The organism is Planomonospora parontospora, assembly GCA_014647935.1.
Taxonomy (GTDB): domain Bacteria; phylum Actinomycetota; class Actinomycetes; order Streptosporangiales; family Streptosporangiaceae; genus Planomonospora; species Planomonospora parontospora.
Window position 1 is genome coordinate 17,202 of record BMQD01000024.1, and the last position, 15,778, is coordinate 32,979.

Annotated in this window: 13 protein-coding genes; 8 read left to right on the plus strand and 5 right to left on the minus strand. The window is 73.1% G+C overall.

The genetic code is table 11. From position 1 onward, the window contains the following. Positions 1-94: 94 nt before the first annotated feature. A complete protein-coding gene (locus IEZ07_RS28720; protein WP_191897642.1) occupies positions 95-706 on the minus strand; it encodes an Asp23/Gls24 family envelope stress response protein in 612 nt (203 codons plus the stop codon). A gap of 171 nt (positions 707-877) precedes the next feature. On the opposite strand from IEZ07_RS28720, the gene IEZ07_RS28725 reads away from it, so the two are divergent. Beyond that, positions 878-1,426, plus strand: a complete 549-nt coding sequence (locus IEZ07_RS28725) for an HIT family protein (RefSeq protein WP_239320566.1) — start codon at positions 878-880, stop codon at positions 1,424-1,426. On the opposite strand, the gene IEZ07_RS28730 is transcribed toward IEZ07_RS28725, so the two are convergent. Further along, a complete protein-coding gene (locus IEZ07_RS28730) occupies positions 1,372-3,585 on the minus strand; it encodes a hypothetical protein (RefSeq protein ID WP_191897644.1) in 2,214 nt (737 codons plus the stop codon). The genes IEZ07_RS28725 and IEZ07_RS28730 overlap by 55 nt on opposite strands. Positions 3,586-3,765: 180 nt before the next feature. Continuing rightward, entirely contained in the window at positions 3,766-5,310 is a 1,545-nt protein-coding gene (locus IEZ07_RS28735; protein WP_191897645.1) for an isocitrate lyase/phosphoenolpyruvate mutase family protein, read from the minus strand. A 65-nt stretch (positions 5,311-5,375) separates the two neighbouring features. Between IEZ07_RS28735 and IEZ07_RS28740 the strand changes: the two genes are divergently transcribed. Continuing rightward, a complete protein-coding gene (locus IEZ07_RS28740; protein ID WP_191897646.1) occupies positions 5,376-6,050 on the plus strand; it encodes a winged helix-turn-helix domain-containing protein in 675 nt (224 codons plus the stop codon). A gap of 84 nt (positions 6,051-6,134) precedes the next feature. Here the strand turns inward: IEZ07_RS28740 and IEZ07_RS28745 are convergent, their stop codons facing one another. Both IEZ07_RS28745 and IEZ07_RS28750 read right to left on the minus strand, forming a co-directional pair. After that, positions 6,135-7,730, minus strand: a complete 1,596-nt coding sequence (locus IEZ07_RS28745) for a glycoside hydrolase family 10-like protein (RefSeq protein ID WP_191897647.1) — start codon at positions 7,728-7,730, stop codon at positions 6,135-6,137. Between the two features lie 128 nt (positions 7,731-7,858). Beyond that, positions 7,859-9,988, minus strand: coding sequence for an elongation factor G-like protein EF-G2 (locus IEZ07_RS28750; RefSeq protein WP_068895416.1), 2,130 nt, complete (start codon positions 9,986-9,988; stop codon positions 7,859-7,861). 237 nt (positions 9,989-10,225) lie between these two features. On the opposite strand from IEZ07_RS28750, the gene pgsA reads away from it, so the two are divergent. The 6 genes from pgsA (at position 10,226) to pdxS (ending at position 15,746) form a co-directional block, all read left to right on the plus strand. Continuing rightward, a complete protein-coding gene (gene pgsA, locus IEZ07_RS28755) occupies positions 10,226-10,843 on the plus strand; it encodes a phosphatidylinositol phosphate synthase (protein ID WP_191897648.1) in 618 nt (205 codons plus the stop codon). 12 nt (positions 10,844-10,855) lie between these two features. After that, positions 10,856-11,824, plus strand: coding sequence for a phosphatidylinositol mannoside acyltransferase (locus IEZ07_RS28760; protein ID WP_191897649.1), 969 nt, complete (start codon positions 10,856-10,858; stop codon positions 11,822-11,824). Beyond that, positions 11,821-12,948: a glycosyltransferase family 4 protein gene (locus IEZ07_RS28765; RefSeq protein ID WP_191897650.1), complete on the plus strand. Its 1,128-nt coding sequence runs from the start codon at positions 11,821-11,823 to the stop codon at positions 12,946-12,948. The genes IEZ07_RS28760 and IEZ07_RS28765 overlap by 4 nt, the downstream gene beginning before the upstream one ends. Continuing rightward, a complete protein-coding gene (locus tag IEZ07_RS28770) occupies positions 12,945-13,484 on the plus strand; it encodes a hypothetical protein (protein WP_068895412.1) in 540 nt (179 codons plus the stop codon). Before IEZ07_RS28765 ends, IEZ07_RS28770 begins: the two co-directional genes overlap by 4 nt. Before the next feature lie 141 nt (positions 13,485-13,625). Beyond that, the gene (locus IEZ07_RS28775) at positions 13,626-14,645 is read left to right on the plus strand and encodes a DUF3048 domain-containing protein (protein ID WP_239320569.1); all 1,020 of its coding nucleotides are present in this window, start codon (positions 13,626-13,628) and stop codon (positions 14,643-14,645) included. Between the two features lie 186 nt (positions 14,646-14,831). Continuing rightward, a complete protein-coding gene (pdxS, locus tag IEZ07_RS28780; RefSeq protein WP_189239364.1) occupies positions 14,832-15,746 on the plus strand; it encodes a pyridoxal 5'-phosphate synthase lyase subunit PdxS in 915 nt (304 codons plus the stop codon). The last annotated feature ends 32 nt before the right edge of the window (positions 15,747-15,778 follow it).

The following is a 15,778-nucleotide window of genomic DNA, read 5'->3' on the forward strand; positions in this document are numbered from 1 at the left end:
CCCGGCCCGCCCGTGCGGGTCCGGTCGGGCACGTCCGCGATCCGCCGGTCCGGCGCGGCCCGGTTCCGGACGTCCGGGCCGCGGCTTCCGGGACTCAGGCGTCCGTGTCCGGGACGCCGTCCCCGGCGCCCTCGGAACCGAGCTCGCCGGGCAGCCGCACGTCGTCGACGGTGACGTTGACCTCGACGACCCGCATGCCCAGCATCCGGCTGACCGTGCGGGCCACGTTGGTCTTCACCTCGTTGGCCACGTCCATGACCACGTGGCCGTACTCGGCCACGATCGCCACGTCCACGGCGACGGTCCGGTCCTGGACGTGGGCGCCCACACCCCGGCCGGCCCGCCGGGCGCCGGAGCGCTCCCGGTGCGCCTGCGCCAGGTGGCCGGCGTCCTCGCCCAGGTCGGCGACCCCGGTCACCTCCAGCGTGGCGAGTGCGGCGACCTTCTCGACCACCTCGTCGGCGACCTTGATCCGGCCCTTCACCACGGCCGCGGACACCGGCTCGGGGGCCGAGGCCACGGACAGGCCGAGCGAGAACGGGCGGACGGCGGGCGCCACCGGGTCCGCCACGGGGTCCGCCACCGCGATCGCGGGCGTCACCGCGGTCGTCTCCGCGGGGGACGCGATGTCCTCGATGCCCTCCGCGGTTCCTGCGGCTGCGACGGTGTCCTCGACGGATTCCGCGGCGGAGACGTCGGTCGTCATTGGTGCTCCTCGGCTGTGATCTGTCACGCTCGCTGGGACTCTGCCGGAATTATCCCCTGCCCCGCCGCCACAGCGGTCCCCGGCGTCCCACCGGTCGCCCCCGGGGAGCAGCGGGCAGGCGGCGGGGAGGCACCTGACCGGACGGATCCGCCGGGCAATATGCTGGCCGCCATGAGCAACGAGCCAGAGCTCCAGCGGGGAGCGGGAACGCCGGACGCGTTCGAAAGGCTCTGGACCCCTCACCGGATGGCGTACATCAAGGGCGAGAACAAGCCGACCGGCTCGGGTCCGGGGGACGGCTGCCCGTTCTGTGAGATCCCGAAGCTGGACGACGAGGACGGGCTGATCGTGGCCCGGGGCGAGGCCGTCTACGCGGTCCTCAACCTCTACCCCTACAACTCCGGTCACCTGCTGATCTGCCCCTACCGGCACGTTCCGGACTACACCGACCTGAACCCCGCCGAGACCGCGGAGTTCGCCGGCTTCACCCGGCGCGGGCTGACCGCCCTGCGCAAGGCCAGCGGCGCGCAGGGCTTCAACGTCGGCATGAACCTCGGCGACGCGGCCGGCGCGGGCATCGCGGCCCACCTGCACCAGCACGTGGTGCCCCGCTGGGGCGGCGACACCAACTTCATGCCGGTGGTCGGCCAGACCAAGGTGCTGCCTCAGTTGCTCCGCGACACCAGGTCGCTGCTGGCCGGGTGCTGGCCCGACGCGTAGGGCGAGCCGCCGTCGCGCAGCGCCGCGACGCCCACCGAGAGCACCAGAGGCACGGCCAGTGCCAGCGCCATGGACAGCACCGCCGCGCCCGAATCGTTGACGAGCATGCCCACCACACCGCTGACCAGCGTGCCGATCAGGCCCGCCCGCAGCGCCGGGGAGTACGCGAACGCGGCCGGCAGCACCCCGGCGGTGGCCTTCTCCGGCCGCAGCAGCGCGTAGACGAGGAACGCGAGCGCGGCCACCACGATCGGCATCAGGTTGGGGCTGAGGAGCGTGCCCACCATCGCGCCGAACTTGCGGCCGATGACGTCCAGCGCCTCGCCGCTGTAGATCTGGCCGACGAACCGGCCGAGGTGGGTCTGGGAGGCCGGCGGGCGCAGGTGGTCGAGGTAGGCGATCGCCATCACGGTGACGCCGCCCGCCGCGCAGAGCGCCCCGAGCCTGACGATCGAGACCCGCCGCTCCCCGACGAGCAGCGCGGCCACCGCGATGCCCGGCACGAACGCGATCACGCCGCCGAAGTCGCTGCCCACGCCCGGCCAGCCGCCCAGGATCATCGCCGAGCCGCCGAGCACCGCGAAGACCGCCATCGCGGCGACCCGGCGGCCCCGGCCCACCAGCCGGTGCGCGATCGTCGCCGACAGCAGCAGCACCGAGGTGGCGAACAGCGCGAACGGGATGTTGCCCAGGCCGTAGTAGCGGGCGCCGACCACCGCCGAGTACCCCATCACGCTGTTGAGCTGCAGGGTCGTCCCGGTCAGCAGGTCGCCGGCGAGCACCGCCGCGGTCACCCCCGCCACGACCGCCAGCGGCCCGAGCGGGCTGCCCCGGCGCAGGGCGGCGCGCCGGGAGCGGGACCGGGGGCCGCCGCGCCGGCCCCGGCGGGCCACCAGCGCACGCGAGCGCGACCAGAGGAAGGGCACCGCCAGCGCCGCCGCCGCCAGCAGCAGCGCGCAGACCGCGATCCCCGCGGCCAGGGAGAGCACCGGCGTCCCGGCGCGGTGCCAGTCGGTGAGGTTGACCAGGTACGTCGAGACCGGGAGCGAGGCGAGGACGAGGGCGGCCAGCCGTACCCGGCCCAGCCCGCGCCCCCGGCGCAGCAGCAGGAAGGCGGTGGCGTAGAAGACGACCTGGAGCACGGCGACGGTGGTGAAGAAGGCGCCGCCGATCTCCCGGATCGCCTGACCGGCCACGTCGGCGTCGTGCAGCTCGGCCCGCGCCGCCGCGATCCCGCCGGTACGGCCCGCACCCGCCGCCCAGGGCGTGCCGACCACCGACGGCGGCACCGGGACACCGGTCACGGAGAGCATGGTGGCCGTGATGTCCGGCAGGATCGTGACGTCCTCGCGGTGGGTGGAGGCCGCGCCGAGGAACCGGTCCCGGACCTCCGTCCCGGCGCGCATCAGAGCCACCCGCAGGTGCGGCTGCGCGCCGTGGTCGGACAGCCCCGCCAGCAGCACGGTGGTGTCCTCGGGGAGCGCGCTGAGCACCGCGCCGGTCTTGACGTCGGCCCGCCGCAGCGCGTCCGCGCGCTGCTGCGGGGTGAGGGCGTCCTCGACGGCGGGCAGCCGCCCGTCGCCCAGGTAGGGCCGGATCAGGTCGTCCACGTCGACCGCGGCCACCCGGCACGCGGCGAGGGCGTCCGCCCGGATCTGGGCGGGTGAGGGCGCGTAGCGGTCCACCTTCCCCGTCCGGTCGGCGAGGGCCAGCGCCGCCCCCGGGCCGACCGCCAGCGTGCAGTCCCCCGCGGCGTGCACGGCCTCGCCGAGGGTCCCGGAGTTCCGCTGCCCGGCCACCTCGAGCAGGTAGTCGTAGCCGGGGATGACCGCGCCGCCGCCGTCGGTGGGCTCGGGCACCGGGGGGAGGCCGCAGGCGTAGCCCACGGCGGACCTGATCCCGGCCGAGACCGTCAGCCACGCGTCGTAGGGGCAGGTCACCCGGCCCACCGCGCGGACCGACAGCGAGCCGGCCGCGCTCTGCGCGGCCAGCTGCCACAGGTTGGGCGTGTCCTCCGGATCGAGGTCGCTCCAGCGCAGGCCGGGCACCCCGATCAGCACCACCCGTTCGTCGGCGGAGGCGGCCGTGGCGGTGGCCTGCGCCGCTCCCGGCCACAGCACGCCCAGGAGCAGCGCGAATGCGAGCAGCGTACGCCTCACCGGTGACCTCCTCAGGCCCTGCGGCCCCGTTCCCACATCGACTGCTCGCACCGTAGGGGAAGATCGCGCGCCGGTCCATCGGATCCAGCGAAGGGACCGCCGGGTTCACCCAGTAGGGGAATCGCCTGCCTGTCACAGTTTTCTGCTTGAAACGGGCAGGGCTTGTCCGTCGCCCACCTGTCAGGTTCTGGAGTCGGCTGCACGGAGTACCGAAGTCGCCTGCACCTCGGTGTACGAGGGCGCACTGAGGTCCGTCGACCGGCCGTCGCGGATGTCGGTCGCCGTGGTCACGGCCGCCGCCAGCGCTCTGCGGTAAAGCAGCGAACCGAGACTGATCCTGCGCACGCCCAGCGCGGCCAGCTCGGTAAGGTCGGGGCCGGTCGGTGCGTACAGGATGTTCAGCGGCACGACGAGGGCCCCTATCAGGGCGGTGATCCCGTCCGGATCCGACAGGCCCGGCACGAACACCCCGTCCGCCCCAGCCTGTTCGTAGACCGCGAGGCGCTCTGCGGTCTCCTCCTCCTGGCATCCGAGCCAGTGTGTGTCGGTACGGGCGTTCACGAACAGCGCGGGTACGGCGGCTTTGACGGCAGCGATCTTCGCGGCATGCAGCTCGACGGAAGCGAGGGTGCCGTCCGAGCGGCCGTCTTCAAGGTTGATCCCCGCCGCGCCGGCGTCGTACAGCCGTCGCGCCAGTTCGGCCACCTCCTCCGGGTCGTCACTGAAACCGCCTTCGGCATCGACGGTGAACAGGAAAGTGCCCCGCCCGAGTCGGCGGGCCAGCGCCACGGTCGCCGCTGCGGTGGCGGCCGCTCCGTCCGGCAGGCCGAGGGCCGCGGCCACGCCCAGGCTGGTGGTGCCGATCGCGTTGAAGCCCTGGGCCGCAAGGGCGGCGGCGGAGGCGTAGTCCCAGGCGTTGGGCAGCAGCAGCGGGGCGGCTTGATGGTGCAGATGGGCGAATGCGGTCAGCGGTCGCTGGAGGAGGCCGTTGGCCAGGGCGAGAGCGTGGGCTCGGCCGGGGCAGACCCTGGGCGGGGCGCCGAAAGTGACCGGTACGGGATGCGCACTCTGTGCGGCTGCCAGATCCAAGAGCACCACATCGCCATCGGCGATGTCCTGTCCGGCGACGCGGGTGGCACGGACGGCGATGCGACGCATGGTTCGCACCGGTGGAGTCTCCCGGAGCACCCGCGCCAGCGGTACGTTGCCGCCGGCCGCGGCATCGACCAGTGCCGCCGTCGCCGCGCACGCCTGCACCAGCAGTCCGATGCGGTTGGCTGCGGCCTCCAAAGCGGACTCGTCCGCGTCCTCCGGCGCCAGCAGCGCCACCAGCCGGGCCACAGCCTCGTCCGCGGCCGGATCCGCACCCCCGAAGTATGCCCCGGCCACGATGGTCACTGCCTCCGCGACCTCTCTGGGCTGCGGCATCTCCAGGGCCTCGGCGAGGGCATGAACCAGCCGCACCCGGACCTCCCCGTCAGTGCCGGCCGCCACTGCGCTCCACAGCGCGGCGGGCTCCAGCCGGGCGAGTTCGGTCTCCACGAAGGCTCTGCGCCGCCGATGAGGCTCACCGGAACTGAATCGGGCCACGGTGGCCCGCAGCCACGCGACACTCGCCCCTACGGGACCGCCGTCCGCTGCGGGCAGCTCGGGGACCAGCGCCGGGTCGGCAAGCGCCGCGCGCACGTCCGTATGACGGGCGAATTCATGCATCGTGTGCGTCATGGACCTGACGCTAGGTGCGGAACAGTTCGGCGCCGCCCGAACCATCCCTGCGGCATCATGGCGGCATGCCTTCGCTCGCCGAGACCGCCGGCCTGTTCGCCGACCGCACCAGGTCGGTCTTCTGCCAAGCACTGCTTGACGGACGTGCCTGGACGGCGGGCGAGCTCGCCCGGTATGCAGGAGTGCGACCCTCCACCGCCAGCGAGCAGCTTTCCCTCCTCATCAAGGGGGGAGTGCTGACCGAGGAACGCCAGGGCCGACACCGCTACGTCCGGCTGGCAGGCCCCGAGGCTGCCGCCCTCGTCGAGGCCCTCGCCTCGTACGCTCCGGACACTGCGCGTCCGCAGAATCTACGCGAATCGGTTCGGCTCAGCGCCGAAGCCCGCGCCCGCACCTGCTACGACCATCTGGCGGGGCAGCTGGGCGTGGTCCTGGCAGACGCAATGATCGCCCGAGGGCTGGTCGCCACCGACTCCGGGACCGCCGTCACCGCGGCAGGTCGGGCATGGCTGGCCGACGCCCTGGGATACGAGCAGCCCCCGGGCGCCCGGCGCCCCTTGGTACGGAACTGCCTGGACTGGACGGAGCGTCGACCGCATCTCGCCGGAGCGCTGGGCGCGGCCTTGTGCGCCACGGCATTGCAGCGGCAGTGGTTGCGGCGGGTCGGCTCCGGGCGCGCGGTGGAGGTGACGCCGCAGGGCACCGGGGCGTTCCGCGACCTGCTGGCGGTGACGGTCTAGGCACCCAGGGAGCGGAGGAGTCACCGCAAGCCGGTTTCGCCAGGGGAAGGCCGTCCGGCACCCGCCACCCGGGCGGCCTGCCCGTCAGGGCAGGATCGCCCGGGTGGCCGCGCTCTCGTTGTGCAGCCGGTCCAGGGCGGAGACGAGGTAGGTCCCGCCGCCGGTGACGGGCAGGCTCTGGCGCGCGCCGGAGGCCGCGGGCACCACCGCCACCAGGTTGCGGGCGTCGGCCACCGAGCAGGCGTCCACGCCGCCGGAGGCGACCCGGTAGACCGCGTAGGCGCGGGCCCCGGGGGAGGACTTCCAGGACAGCTTGGCCGCCCGGAGCCTGACGTCGGCGGGCTGGGCCGGCGCCGCGCCGCCCAGGCCCTTGATGAGGGGCATCAGGGCGGGCCGGGAGTAGTGGGCCTTGGCGATCCGGTCCATCGCGCCGAGCGGGTTGGTGCGGACCTGGGTGGCGCTGAAGTAGACGTCGCCGCGGACCTCGGGGTGCTTGCGGTTGCGGGTCAGGTGGGCGGGGAGCTCGCCGGGCTTGGTCCAGGCCGGGGTGTCGGTGGTCCCGACGCGGTAGAGGGCCTGGCCGATGTACAGGTGCACGCCGGTGCCCTCGACCTGCCTGGCCCACCACGGCATCAGCACGTCGTAGTCGGCGACCCGGAAGCCGCGCGGCCAGTACAGCTGCGGCATGACGTAGTCGACCGTGCCCTTGCGGATCCAGTGGCGGGCGTCGGCGTAGATGGAGTCGTAGGCGGACATGCCGCTGGTCGCCGACCCGGCCGGGTCGTTGGACTTGTTGCGCCAGATGCCGAACGGGCTGATGCCGAACTTCACGTGCTTCTTGGTCTCGTGCACGGCCGCGTCCACCTGGGCGACCAGCTTGTTGACGTTGGCGCGCCGCCAGTCGGCGAGCTTCGCGCCGTTGCCGTACCTGGCGAAGGCGGCGCCGTCCTTGAACCTCGTGCCCCGGCCGGGGTAGGGGTAGAAGTAGTCGTCGAAGTGCACGCCGTCGATGTCGTAGCGCCTGACCACGTCCTTGATGACGGTGGTGACGTGGTCGCGGACCGCGGGCAGGCCGGGGTTGTAGTAGAGGCGGCCCTCGTGCTTGACGACCCAGTCGGGGTGCACGCGGGCGGGGTGGGAGGCGGGCAGCGCGCTCACGTCGGCGTCGTAGGCCGCGCGGTAGGGGTTGAACCAGGCGTGGAACTCCATGCCGCGCTTGTGGGCCTCGTCGATGAGGAAGGGCATCGGGTCCCAGCCCGGGTCCTTGCCCGCCGTACCGGTCAGGAACTTCGACCACGGCTCCAGGCCCGACCTGTAGAGCGCGTCGGAGGCCGGGCGGACCTGGAGGAAGACCGCGTTGATCCGGCGCTCGGCCGCGCTGTCGAGGAGCTTGACGTAGTCGGCCTTCTGCCGGGCGACCGATTGGCCGGTGCGCACCGGCCAGTCGATGTTGTTCACCGTGGCGATCCAGATCCCGCGCAGCTGCCGCTTGGGGTATCGCGCGTCGGTACGGCACTGCGCGGCCGCGGTGGTGGCGGTGGCGAGCTCGGAGGCCGCGCCGGGGGCGGCGGCGGCCTTCCGCTGTTCGGCGGCCCCGTCCTGGGGCCCGAAGGTGTAGGCGGCACCGAGCGTGACGGCGGAGAGGGCGGCGGCTGCAAGCAGTGGTCGTCCGGATCGCATGGACCACAGTGTGTCATCGGGAGCGCGATGCTCCGGCCGGAAAAAAGAAATCGATTCGTGATGTTCGTGTTACAGGAGTGCCTTTCCGGGAGGCGTGAGGCGGATGGTCACACCTCCCGGGAGGCCGGTCAGGCGGTCACCTTGTCGACGAGGTGCGAGGGGAGCGGCTCGTAGCGGAGGAAGGAGCGCCGGAAGGTCCCGGTGCCGTGTGACATCGATCTCAGATCGATGGCGTAGCGGGTCACCTCCAGCTGCGGGACCTCGGCCCGGACCAGGGTGCGCCCGGTCCCGACCGGCTCGGTGCCCAGGACCCGGCCACGGCGCGAGGACAGGTCGGACATCACCGCGCCGACGTACTCGTCGGCGACCAGCACGGCGACCTCGTCGACGGGCTCCAGCAGCAGGGTGGGCACCTTGGCGGCGGCCTCCTTCAGCGCGAGCGCGCCGGCGATCTGGAAGGCCATGTCGGAGGAGTCGACCGAGTGGGCCTTGCCGTCGCAGAGCGTGACACGGATGTCCACCATCGGGTATCCGGCGACCACGCCGCGCTCCATCTGGGTGCGCACGCCCTTCTCCACCGACGGGATGAACTGGCGCGGCACCACCCCGCCGACGATCTTGTCCACGAACTCGAAGCCGGAGCCCGAGGGGAGGGGCTCCACCTCGAGGTGGCAGACGGCGTACTGGCCGTGACCGCCGGTCTGCTTGACGTTGCGGCCCACCACCCGGCAGCTCCCCCCGAGGGTCTCGCGCAGCGGCACCCGCAGGCCGACCTTCTCCACCTCGACCCCGTGGCGCCTGCTCAGCCGGTCCAGCAGGACGTCGGCGTGGGCCTCGCCCATGCACCACAGGACGAGCTGCTTGGTCTCGGGGTTGTTCTCCAGCCGGAGCGTGGGGTCCTCGGCGACGAGGCGGCCGAGGGCCTGGCCGAGCTTGTCGTCGTCGGCCTTGGAGCGGGCCTGGATCGCGACCGGGAGCAGGGGGTCGGGCATCGTCCACGCGGTCATCAGCAGCGGGCGGTCCTTGTCGGACAGGGTGTCGCCGGTCTCGGCGCGGGCCAGCTTGGCCACCGCGACGACGTCGCCCGCGATGCCCTTCGCGGCGGGGCGCTGGTGCTTGCCCAGCGGGCAGGAGAGCGCGCCGAGGCGCTCGTCCACGTCGTGGTCCTCGTGCCCGTGGTCGGCCAGGCCGTGCCCGGAGACGTGCACGGTGGCGTCCGGGCGCAGCGTCCCGGAGAACACGCGCACCAGGCTGATCCGGCCCACGTAGGGGTCGCTGGTGGTCTTGACGACCTCGGCCACCAGGGGGCCGTCGGGGTCGCACGCGATGCCGGCCACCGGCTTGCCGTCGATCGTGGTGATCTCCGGCAGCGGGTGCTCCAGGGGGGAGGGGAAGCCCTGCGTGACGAGCTGGAGGACCTCCGCCGCGCCCACCCCGGTCCCGGTGGCCAGGACGGGGTAGAAGCCGCCGCGCGCGACGGCCTTCTCCAGGTCGCCGACGAGGACCTTGACGTCGATCTCCTCACCGGAGAGGTAGCGGTCCATCAGGGACTCGTCCTCGCTCTCCTGGATGATCCCCTCGATCAGGGCGCCGCGGTACCGGTCGATCTGGTCCTGGTAGTCGGGGCCGGGGGCGTTCTCGGTCCGGGTGCCGGTGGCGTAGTTGTAGAACCGCTGCGTCAGCAGCCCGATCAGGCCGTTGACCCTGCCGTTGGTCACCACCGGCAGGTACAGCGGGGCCACGCCGTCGCCGAACGCGTCCTGGCAGGCGGCGAGGGCCTCGGCGAAGTCGGCCCGCTGGTGGTCGATCTTGGTGATGACGACGGCGCGGGGCATGCCGACCGCCGCGCACTCCTCCCACAGCATCCGGGTCAGGCCGTCCACGCCGTCGGTGGCCGGGACGACGAACAGGGCCGCGTCGGCCGCGCGCAGGCCCGCGCGCAGGTCTCCGACGAAGTCGGCGTAGCCGGGGGTGTCCAGCAGGTTGATCTTCACGCCGTCGTGGAGCATCGGGGCGACGGTGAGGTTCACCGAGCGCTGCTGCCGTATCTCGACCTCGTCGAAGTCGCTGACCGTGGTGCCGTCCTCGACCCGGCCGGGCCGCTGGATGGTCCCCGTCGCGACCAGGAGCGACTCGACCAGCGTCGTCTTGCCCGCTCCCGAATGGCCGACCAGCACGACGTTGCGCACCATGTCCGGCCGGTCGGCCGCGGGCGCCCTGCCCGCGGCTCCCGATGCGCCGGTCGATTTCTCCGCCATGTCGCCTCCCGTGTCGCTGCCGAAAGGGGGCGGTCGCGCGCGGCCGCACCCTGGGGGTCCGCCTCCGCGTCCGGATACCGCCGGGTCTCCGGGGAGCTCAGGAGCCCCGGCGACCCTCAATGACGCGGTGTGTTCACCAAATACCCATGTGGCGGATATCACAAGGGGGCTCGCCCAATCGGCCCGCCGGGCTTCGGATACGCGCCGCGGAGCCCGGTGGCCTACGATCGGAACGCGATGTTGAAACTTCTGCGCCCCGCCGTCACCCGAGTCCTGACTCCGCTGGGCAGGGCACTCGTCCGCCGGGGGGTCGGTCCCGACGCGGTCACCGCGGCCGGCACGCTCGGCACGGTCGCCGCGGCGCTGTTCTTCTACCCGCGGGGCCAGCTCTTCGCGGGCACGATGGTGATCACGTTCTTCGTCTTCGCCGACCTCCTCGACGGGGTCATGGCCAGGATGACCGGGCCGGGCAGCACCTGGGGGGCCTTCCTCGACTCGACCCTCGACCGGGTGGGCGACGCCGCGATCTTCTCCGGGCTGGCGGTCTGGCTCGCGCTGAGCGGCCAGCGGCCGCTGGCCGGGGTCGCCCTGTTCTGCCTGGTGGCCGGGACGCTGGTCTCCTATGTCAAGGCCAGGGCGGAGGGCCTGGGCCTGAACTGCGAGGTCGGCCTGGCCGAGCGGCCCGAACGACTGGTGGTGGGCCTGGTCTCGGCCGGACTGTCCGGCCTCGGCGTGCCGTACGTCCTGGCCGCGGGGCTCTGGCTGCTCGCCGCGGCCAGCGCGGTGACGGTCGGCCAGCGACTGGTCCACGTCCGCCGCCAGGCCGTCTCCCTCCCGCCCCAGACCCTCCGCTGATCGGAAAGAGCGATGACCGACAAGCCGTCCCCGCCCGCGGCGCCCGCCGCGGCCCCCCAGCCGTCCCGATCGTCCCAGCCGTCCCTGCAGGACCGCCTGGTCGCGACCGGGTTCGGTGCGGGCTGGGCGCTCGTGCCGCACCTGCCCGAGCGGCTGACCGGCCGGGCCTTCGACGCCGCGGCCGACCGGCTGTGGCGGCGGCGGGGCTCCTCGGTGCGCCGGCTGGAGGCGAACCTCGCCCGGGTCCGGGGCACCTCCCCCGACGACCCGGCCGTCCGGGCGCTGAGCCGCGAGGGCATGCGCTCCTACTTCCGCTACTTCCACGAGGTCTTCCGGCTGCCGTCCGTGCCGAAGGCGGAGATCGTCGCCCGCACCCACGTCAGCGGCGCAGAGCGGATCTTCGAGAACCTCGACAAGGGGCGCGGCGTGGTGCTCGCGCTGCCGCACATGGGCAACTGGGACCAGGCGGGGGCCTGGCTCGTCGGTTCGGGGCACACGTTCACGACCGTCGCCGAGCGGCTCCGGCCCGAGTCGCTGTTCCGCCGCTACACCGCCTTCCGCGAGGGCCTCGGCATGGAGGTGCTCCCGCTGACCGGCGGCGACGGCCAGAACTTCGGCACGCTGGCGCAGCGGCTGCGGGCCGGCCGGGCGGTCGCGCTGCCCGCCGAGCGCGACCTGACCGCCAGGGGGATCGAGGTCTCCTTCTTCGGCTCCGCCACCCGGATGCCCGCCGGGCCCGGGCTGCTGGCCGTGCACACCGGCGCCGCGCTGCTGCCCGCCATCCCCTACTTCCACGGGCGCGACTGGGGCCTGGACATCCACGAGGAGATCGCGATCCCCGAGGAGGGCACCCGCCAGGAGCGGACCGCCGCGGCCATGCAGAGCCTGGCGGCCGTCTTCGAGCGGGGCATCTCCGCGCACCCCCAGGACTGGCACATGCTCCAGCGCCTCTGGCTCGAGGACCTGGAGCCCCGCGCATGAGGATCGGCATCGTCTGCCCCTACGCCTGGGACGTGCCGGGCGGGGTCCAGGTGCACATCCGCGACCTCGCCGAGGCGCTCATGGAGGAGGGCCACCAGGTCTCGGTGATCGCCCCGGCCGCCGACGACGACGGGCTGCCCGGCTACGTCACCTCGGTGGGCCGCCCGGTCCCGGTCTCCTTCAACGGGTCGGTGGCGCGGATGTCGTTCGGCTTCCTGTCGGCGAACCGGGTGCGCCGCTGGGTGCGCGACGGGCGCTTCGACGTCCTGCACGTGCACGAGCCGTTCATCCCCTCGGTCGGCCTGCTGGCCTGCTGGGTGGCGAAGGGGCCCATCGTGGCGACCTTCCACGCCTCCTACGGGCGCTCGCGGGCCTTCTCCGTCGCCACCCCGGTGATCATGAGCGCGCTGGAGAAGATCAGCGCCAGGATCGCCGTGTCGGACGCGGCCCGGAAGACCCTGGTGGAGTTCATCGGCGGCGACGCCGTACTGATCCCCAACGGGGTGACGGTCCGCCGCTACACCGAGGCCGAGCCGCTGCCGCGCGCGGCGGGCGGCGAGGTGATCGGCTTCCTCGGCCGGATGGACGAACCCCGCAAGGGCCTGCCCGTGCTGCTGGAGGCGTTCGCGCTGTTGGCGCCCCGGCGGCCGGAGCTGCGCCTGCTCATCGCCGGCCCCGGCGACGCCGACGAGGTGCTGGAGCGGGTCCCCGCCGAGTTCCACGACCGGGTCGAGCTGCTGGGCATGGTCAGCGAGGAGGACAAGGTCCGCGCCTACCACTCGGTCGACGTCTTCTGCGCGCCCAACCTGGGCGGGGAGAGCTTCGGCATCGTGCTCACCGAGGCGATGTCGGCCGGGGCGGCGATCCTGGCCAGCGACATCCCGGCCTTCCGCAAGGTCCTCGACGAGGGCCAGGCGGGAGCGCTGTTCGAGACGGGGAACGCCGCCTCGCTCGCGCGCGAGGCCGCCGCGCTGCTGGACGACCCGGCCCGCCGCGCCAAGCTGTCGGACGAGGCGCGCACCGCCGTGTGGAAGTACGACTGGTCCACGGTCGCCCGCGACGTCGCCCGCGTCTACGAGACGGTGGCGGTCCCGGCCGGGGTCGAGGAGGACGACGCGCCGTGACGACCACGACGATCCTGGTGGTGGGCGTGATCGTGGTGCTCACCGCCGTCTACGTCTCCTGGCGGGCGGGCCGGCTGGACCGGCTGCACATCCGGCTGGAACTGGCCCGCGAGTCCATGGACGCCGCCCTGGTACGGCGGGCCGCCGTCTGCCTGGAGCTGGCCGCCTCCCGGATCCTGGACCCGGCGACGAGCCTGGTGCTGGCCGCCGCCGCGCACGAGGCCCGCACGGCGGGACCGGAGGAGCGCGAGCACGCCGAGAGCGAGCTGTCGCGGGCGCTGCGGGCGGTGCTCGACCAGGAGCGCTTCCGGGAGAAGCTGGCCGAGACCCCGGCGGGCCCGGAGCTGCTGCAGGAGCTCGACGCCGCGGTGACCAAGGTCGTCTACGCCCGGCGCTTCTACAACAACGCGGTCGGCGTGACGCGGGCGGCCCAGCGCCGCTGGCTGGCCCGCACGCTCCGGCTGGCCGGGCACACCGCCTACCCGGACTTCTTCGAGATCGACGACGCCCCGCCGCCGGTCCTGGCGGCGGAGTGAGCGGCTCCCGGGGCGGCCTCCAGGGCCGGTTCCCGCCGCCGGGGACTCCCAGACTGCCTACATGAAATCGCTATATGAAGCGGAACACCCGACAAGTCGGGCGCCGGTAAGCTCTTGGGGATTTCTGGCCCATTTGAGGAGATGACCGTGCGGCTACCCCGGATGATCGCCGTCGCCCTGGCCGGAGCGGCCGTCGTGGCGCCGGCCGCGGCCTGCTCGTCCGACGAGCCCGCTCCGGGCAGGAACCCCCAGGCGGCCGTCGCCTCTCCCACCCCGACCCCGACTCCGGAGCCGACCCACCCCTTCACCGGGCTGCCCGGCGCGGCTCGCAGGCCGGTCCTCACCGCGAAGATCGAGAACACCTCGGCGGGCAAGCCCCAGCTCGGCCTCAAGAGCGCCGACATCGTCTACGTCACCCAGGTCGAGGCGGGGCTGACCCGGCTGATCGCGGTCTTCTCCTCGAAGATCCCCGCCAAGATCGGCCCCGTGCGCAGCGCCCGGATCTCCGACCTGCACCTCGCCCCGCAGTTCGGCAGGCCCGCCTTCGCCTACTCCGGCGCGCAGACCAAGATGCTCCCGTTCATCGCCGAGGCCTCGCTGTTCGACGTCTCCGACAGCCGCGCCCCGGGGGCCTACTTCCGCCAGCCCGGCCGCTACGCCCCCTACAACCTGTTCGCCGACACCAGGAAGCTGCTGGCCGCGGCGCCCAAGGCGAGCAGGGCCTCCGACATCGGCCTCACCTTCGGCGACGCCCCGGCCGAGGGCGGGACGCCCCGCAAGACCTACAGCGTGAGATACCCCGCCGCCCGGTTCACCTTCGGCTGGTCGGAGAAGGCCGGCAAGTGGCTGATCTGGCAGGACGGCGAGAAGGACATGGCGGCCGAGGGCGGCCAGCTCGGCGCCCCCACGATCGTCGTGCAGTACACCAGGACCGAGCGCTCGCAGTTCCACGACAAGAACCAGAGCTACACCCCCCTGGTCCACACCACCGGCAGGGGCAGGGCGGTCGTCCTGCGCGACGGCAAGGCGTTCAAGGCGCGGTGGAGCCGGGCGAAGGAGAAGGACGGCACGGTCTTCACCACCGAGAGCGGCGAGCCGATGAACTTCGCCCCCGGCCAGGTCTGGATCGTCCTCGCCGCGCCCCGGCCGGTCACCCCCTGACGCGCCCGGCGGCGCCCGTCCGTGCCCGTCGGCGGGGCGAGCCGTACAGGGTGTCCAAGCCGGGCGCCGGAGTGCGACAGGGTGGTGTGGGAGAACACGCGGGCCAGCGCCTACGATGAAGCGTGTGGTGGCCGCCCGCGGGCGGCCCGTGTCCGCAGCAACCCCAGTCGTCGTGAGGTAGAGACCGTGTCCAGCAGCACGCCCGAAGTCACCGAGACCGCCATCACCGGAACCGCCCGGGTGAAGCGCGGCATGGCCGAGATGCTCAAGGGCGGCGTCATCATGGACGTCGTCAACGCCGAGCAGGCCAAGATCGCCGAGGACGCGGGCGCCGTCGCCGTCATGGCGCTGGAGCGCGTCCCCGCCGACATCCGCGCGCAGGGCGGCGTCTCCCGGATGAGCGACCCCGACATGATCGACGGCATCATCGAGGCCGTCTCGATCCCCGTCATGGCCAAGGCCCGCATCGGCCACTTCGTCGAGGCCCAGGTCCTGCAGTCGCTGGGCGTCGACTACATCGACGAGTCCGAGGTGCTCACCCCCGCCGACTACGCCAACCACATCGACAAGTGGCAGTTCACCGTGCCCTTCGTCTGCGGCGCGACCAACCTCGGCGAGGCGCTGCGCCGCATCACCGAGGGCGCGGCCATGATCCGCTCCAAGGGCGAGGCCGGCACCGGCGACGTCTCCAACGCCGTCACCCACATGCGCACGATCCGCGGCGAGCTCAGGCGGCTCTCCTCCCTGCCCGAGGACGAGCTCTACGTCGCGGCCAAGGAGCTGCAGGCTCCTTACGAACTGGTGGCCGAGGTCGCCAGAACCGGCAAGCTGCCCGTCGTGCTGTTCACCGCGGGCGGCATCGCCACCCCCGCCGACGCCGCGATGATGATGCAGCTCGGCGCCGAGGGCGTGTTCGTCGGCTCGGGCATCTTCAAGTCCGGCAACCCCGCCCAGCGCGCCGCCGCCATCGTCAAGGCCACCACGTTCCACGACGACCCGGACGTCGTCGCCAAGGTCTCCCGCGGCCTGGGCGAGGCCATGGTCGGCATCAACGTCGACGACATCCCGGTCCCGCACCGCCTGGCCGAGCGCGGCTGGTAGTCCGTTCCGGCAAAAGGCTCCGTCAAGGGCGG

Bases quoted from the DNA above. Each gene is read 5' to 3' on its own strand.
- IEZ07_RS28720 (WP_191897642.1), bottom strand. From the start codon at position 706: ATGACGACCGACGTCTCCGCCGCGGAATCCGTCGAGGACACCGTCGCA.
- IEZ07_RS28725 (WP_239320566.1), top strand. From the start codon at position 878: ATGAGCAACGAGCCAGAGCTCCAGCGGGGAGCGGGAACGCCGGACGCG.
- IEZ07_RS28735 (WP_191897645.1), bottom strand. From the start codon at position 5,310: ATGACGCACACGATGCATGAATTCGCCCGTCATACGGACGTGCGCGCG.
- IEZ07_RS28740 (WP_191897646.1), top strand. From the start codon at position 5,376: ATGCCTTCGCTCGCCGAGACCGCCGGCCTGTTCGCCGACCGCACCAGG.
- IEZ07_RS28745 (WP_191897647.1), bottom strand. From the start codon at position 7,730: ATGCGATCCGGACGACCACTGCTTGCAGCCGCCGCCCTCTCCGCCGTC.
- IEZ07_RS28750 (WP_068895416.1), bottom strand. From the start codon at position 9,988: ATGGCGGAGAAATCGACCGGCGCATCGGGAGCCGCGGGCAGGGCGCCC.
- pgsA (WP_191897648.1), top strand. From the start codon at position 10,226: ATGTTGAAACTTCTGCGCCCCGCCGTCACCCGAGTCCTGACTCCGCTG.
- IEZ07_RS28760 (WP_191897649.1), top strand. From the start codon at position 10,856: ATGACCGACAAGCCGTCCCCGCCCGCGGCGCCCGCCGCGGCCCCCCAG.
- IEZ07_RS28765 (WP_191897650.1), top strand. From the start codon at position 11,821: ATGAGGATCGGCATCGTCTGCCCCTACGCCTGGGACGTGCCGGGCGGG.
- IEZ07_RS28775 (WP_239320569.1), top strand. From the start codon at position 13,626: ATGACCGTGCGGCTACCCCGGATGATCGCCGTCGCCCTGGCCGGAGCG.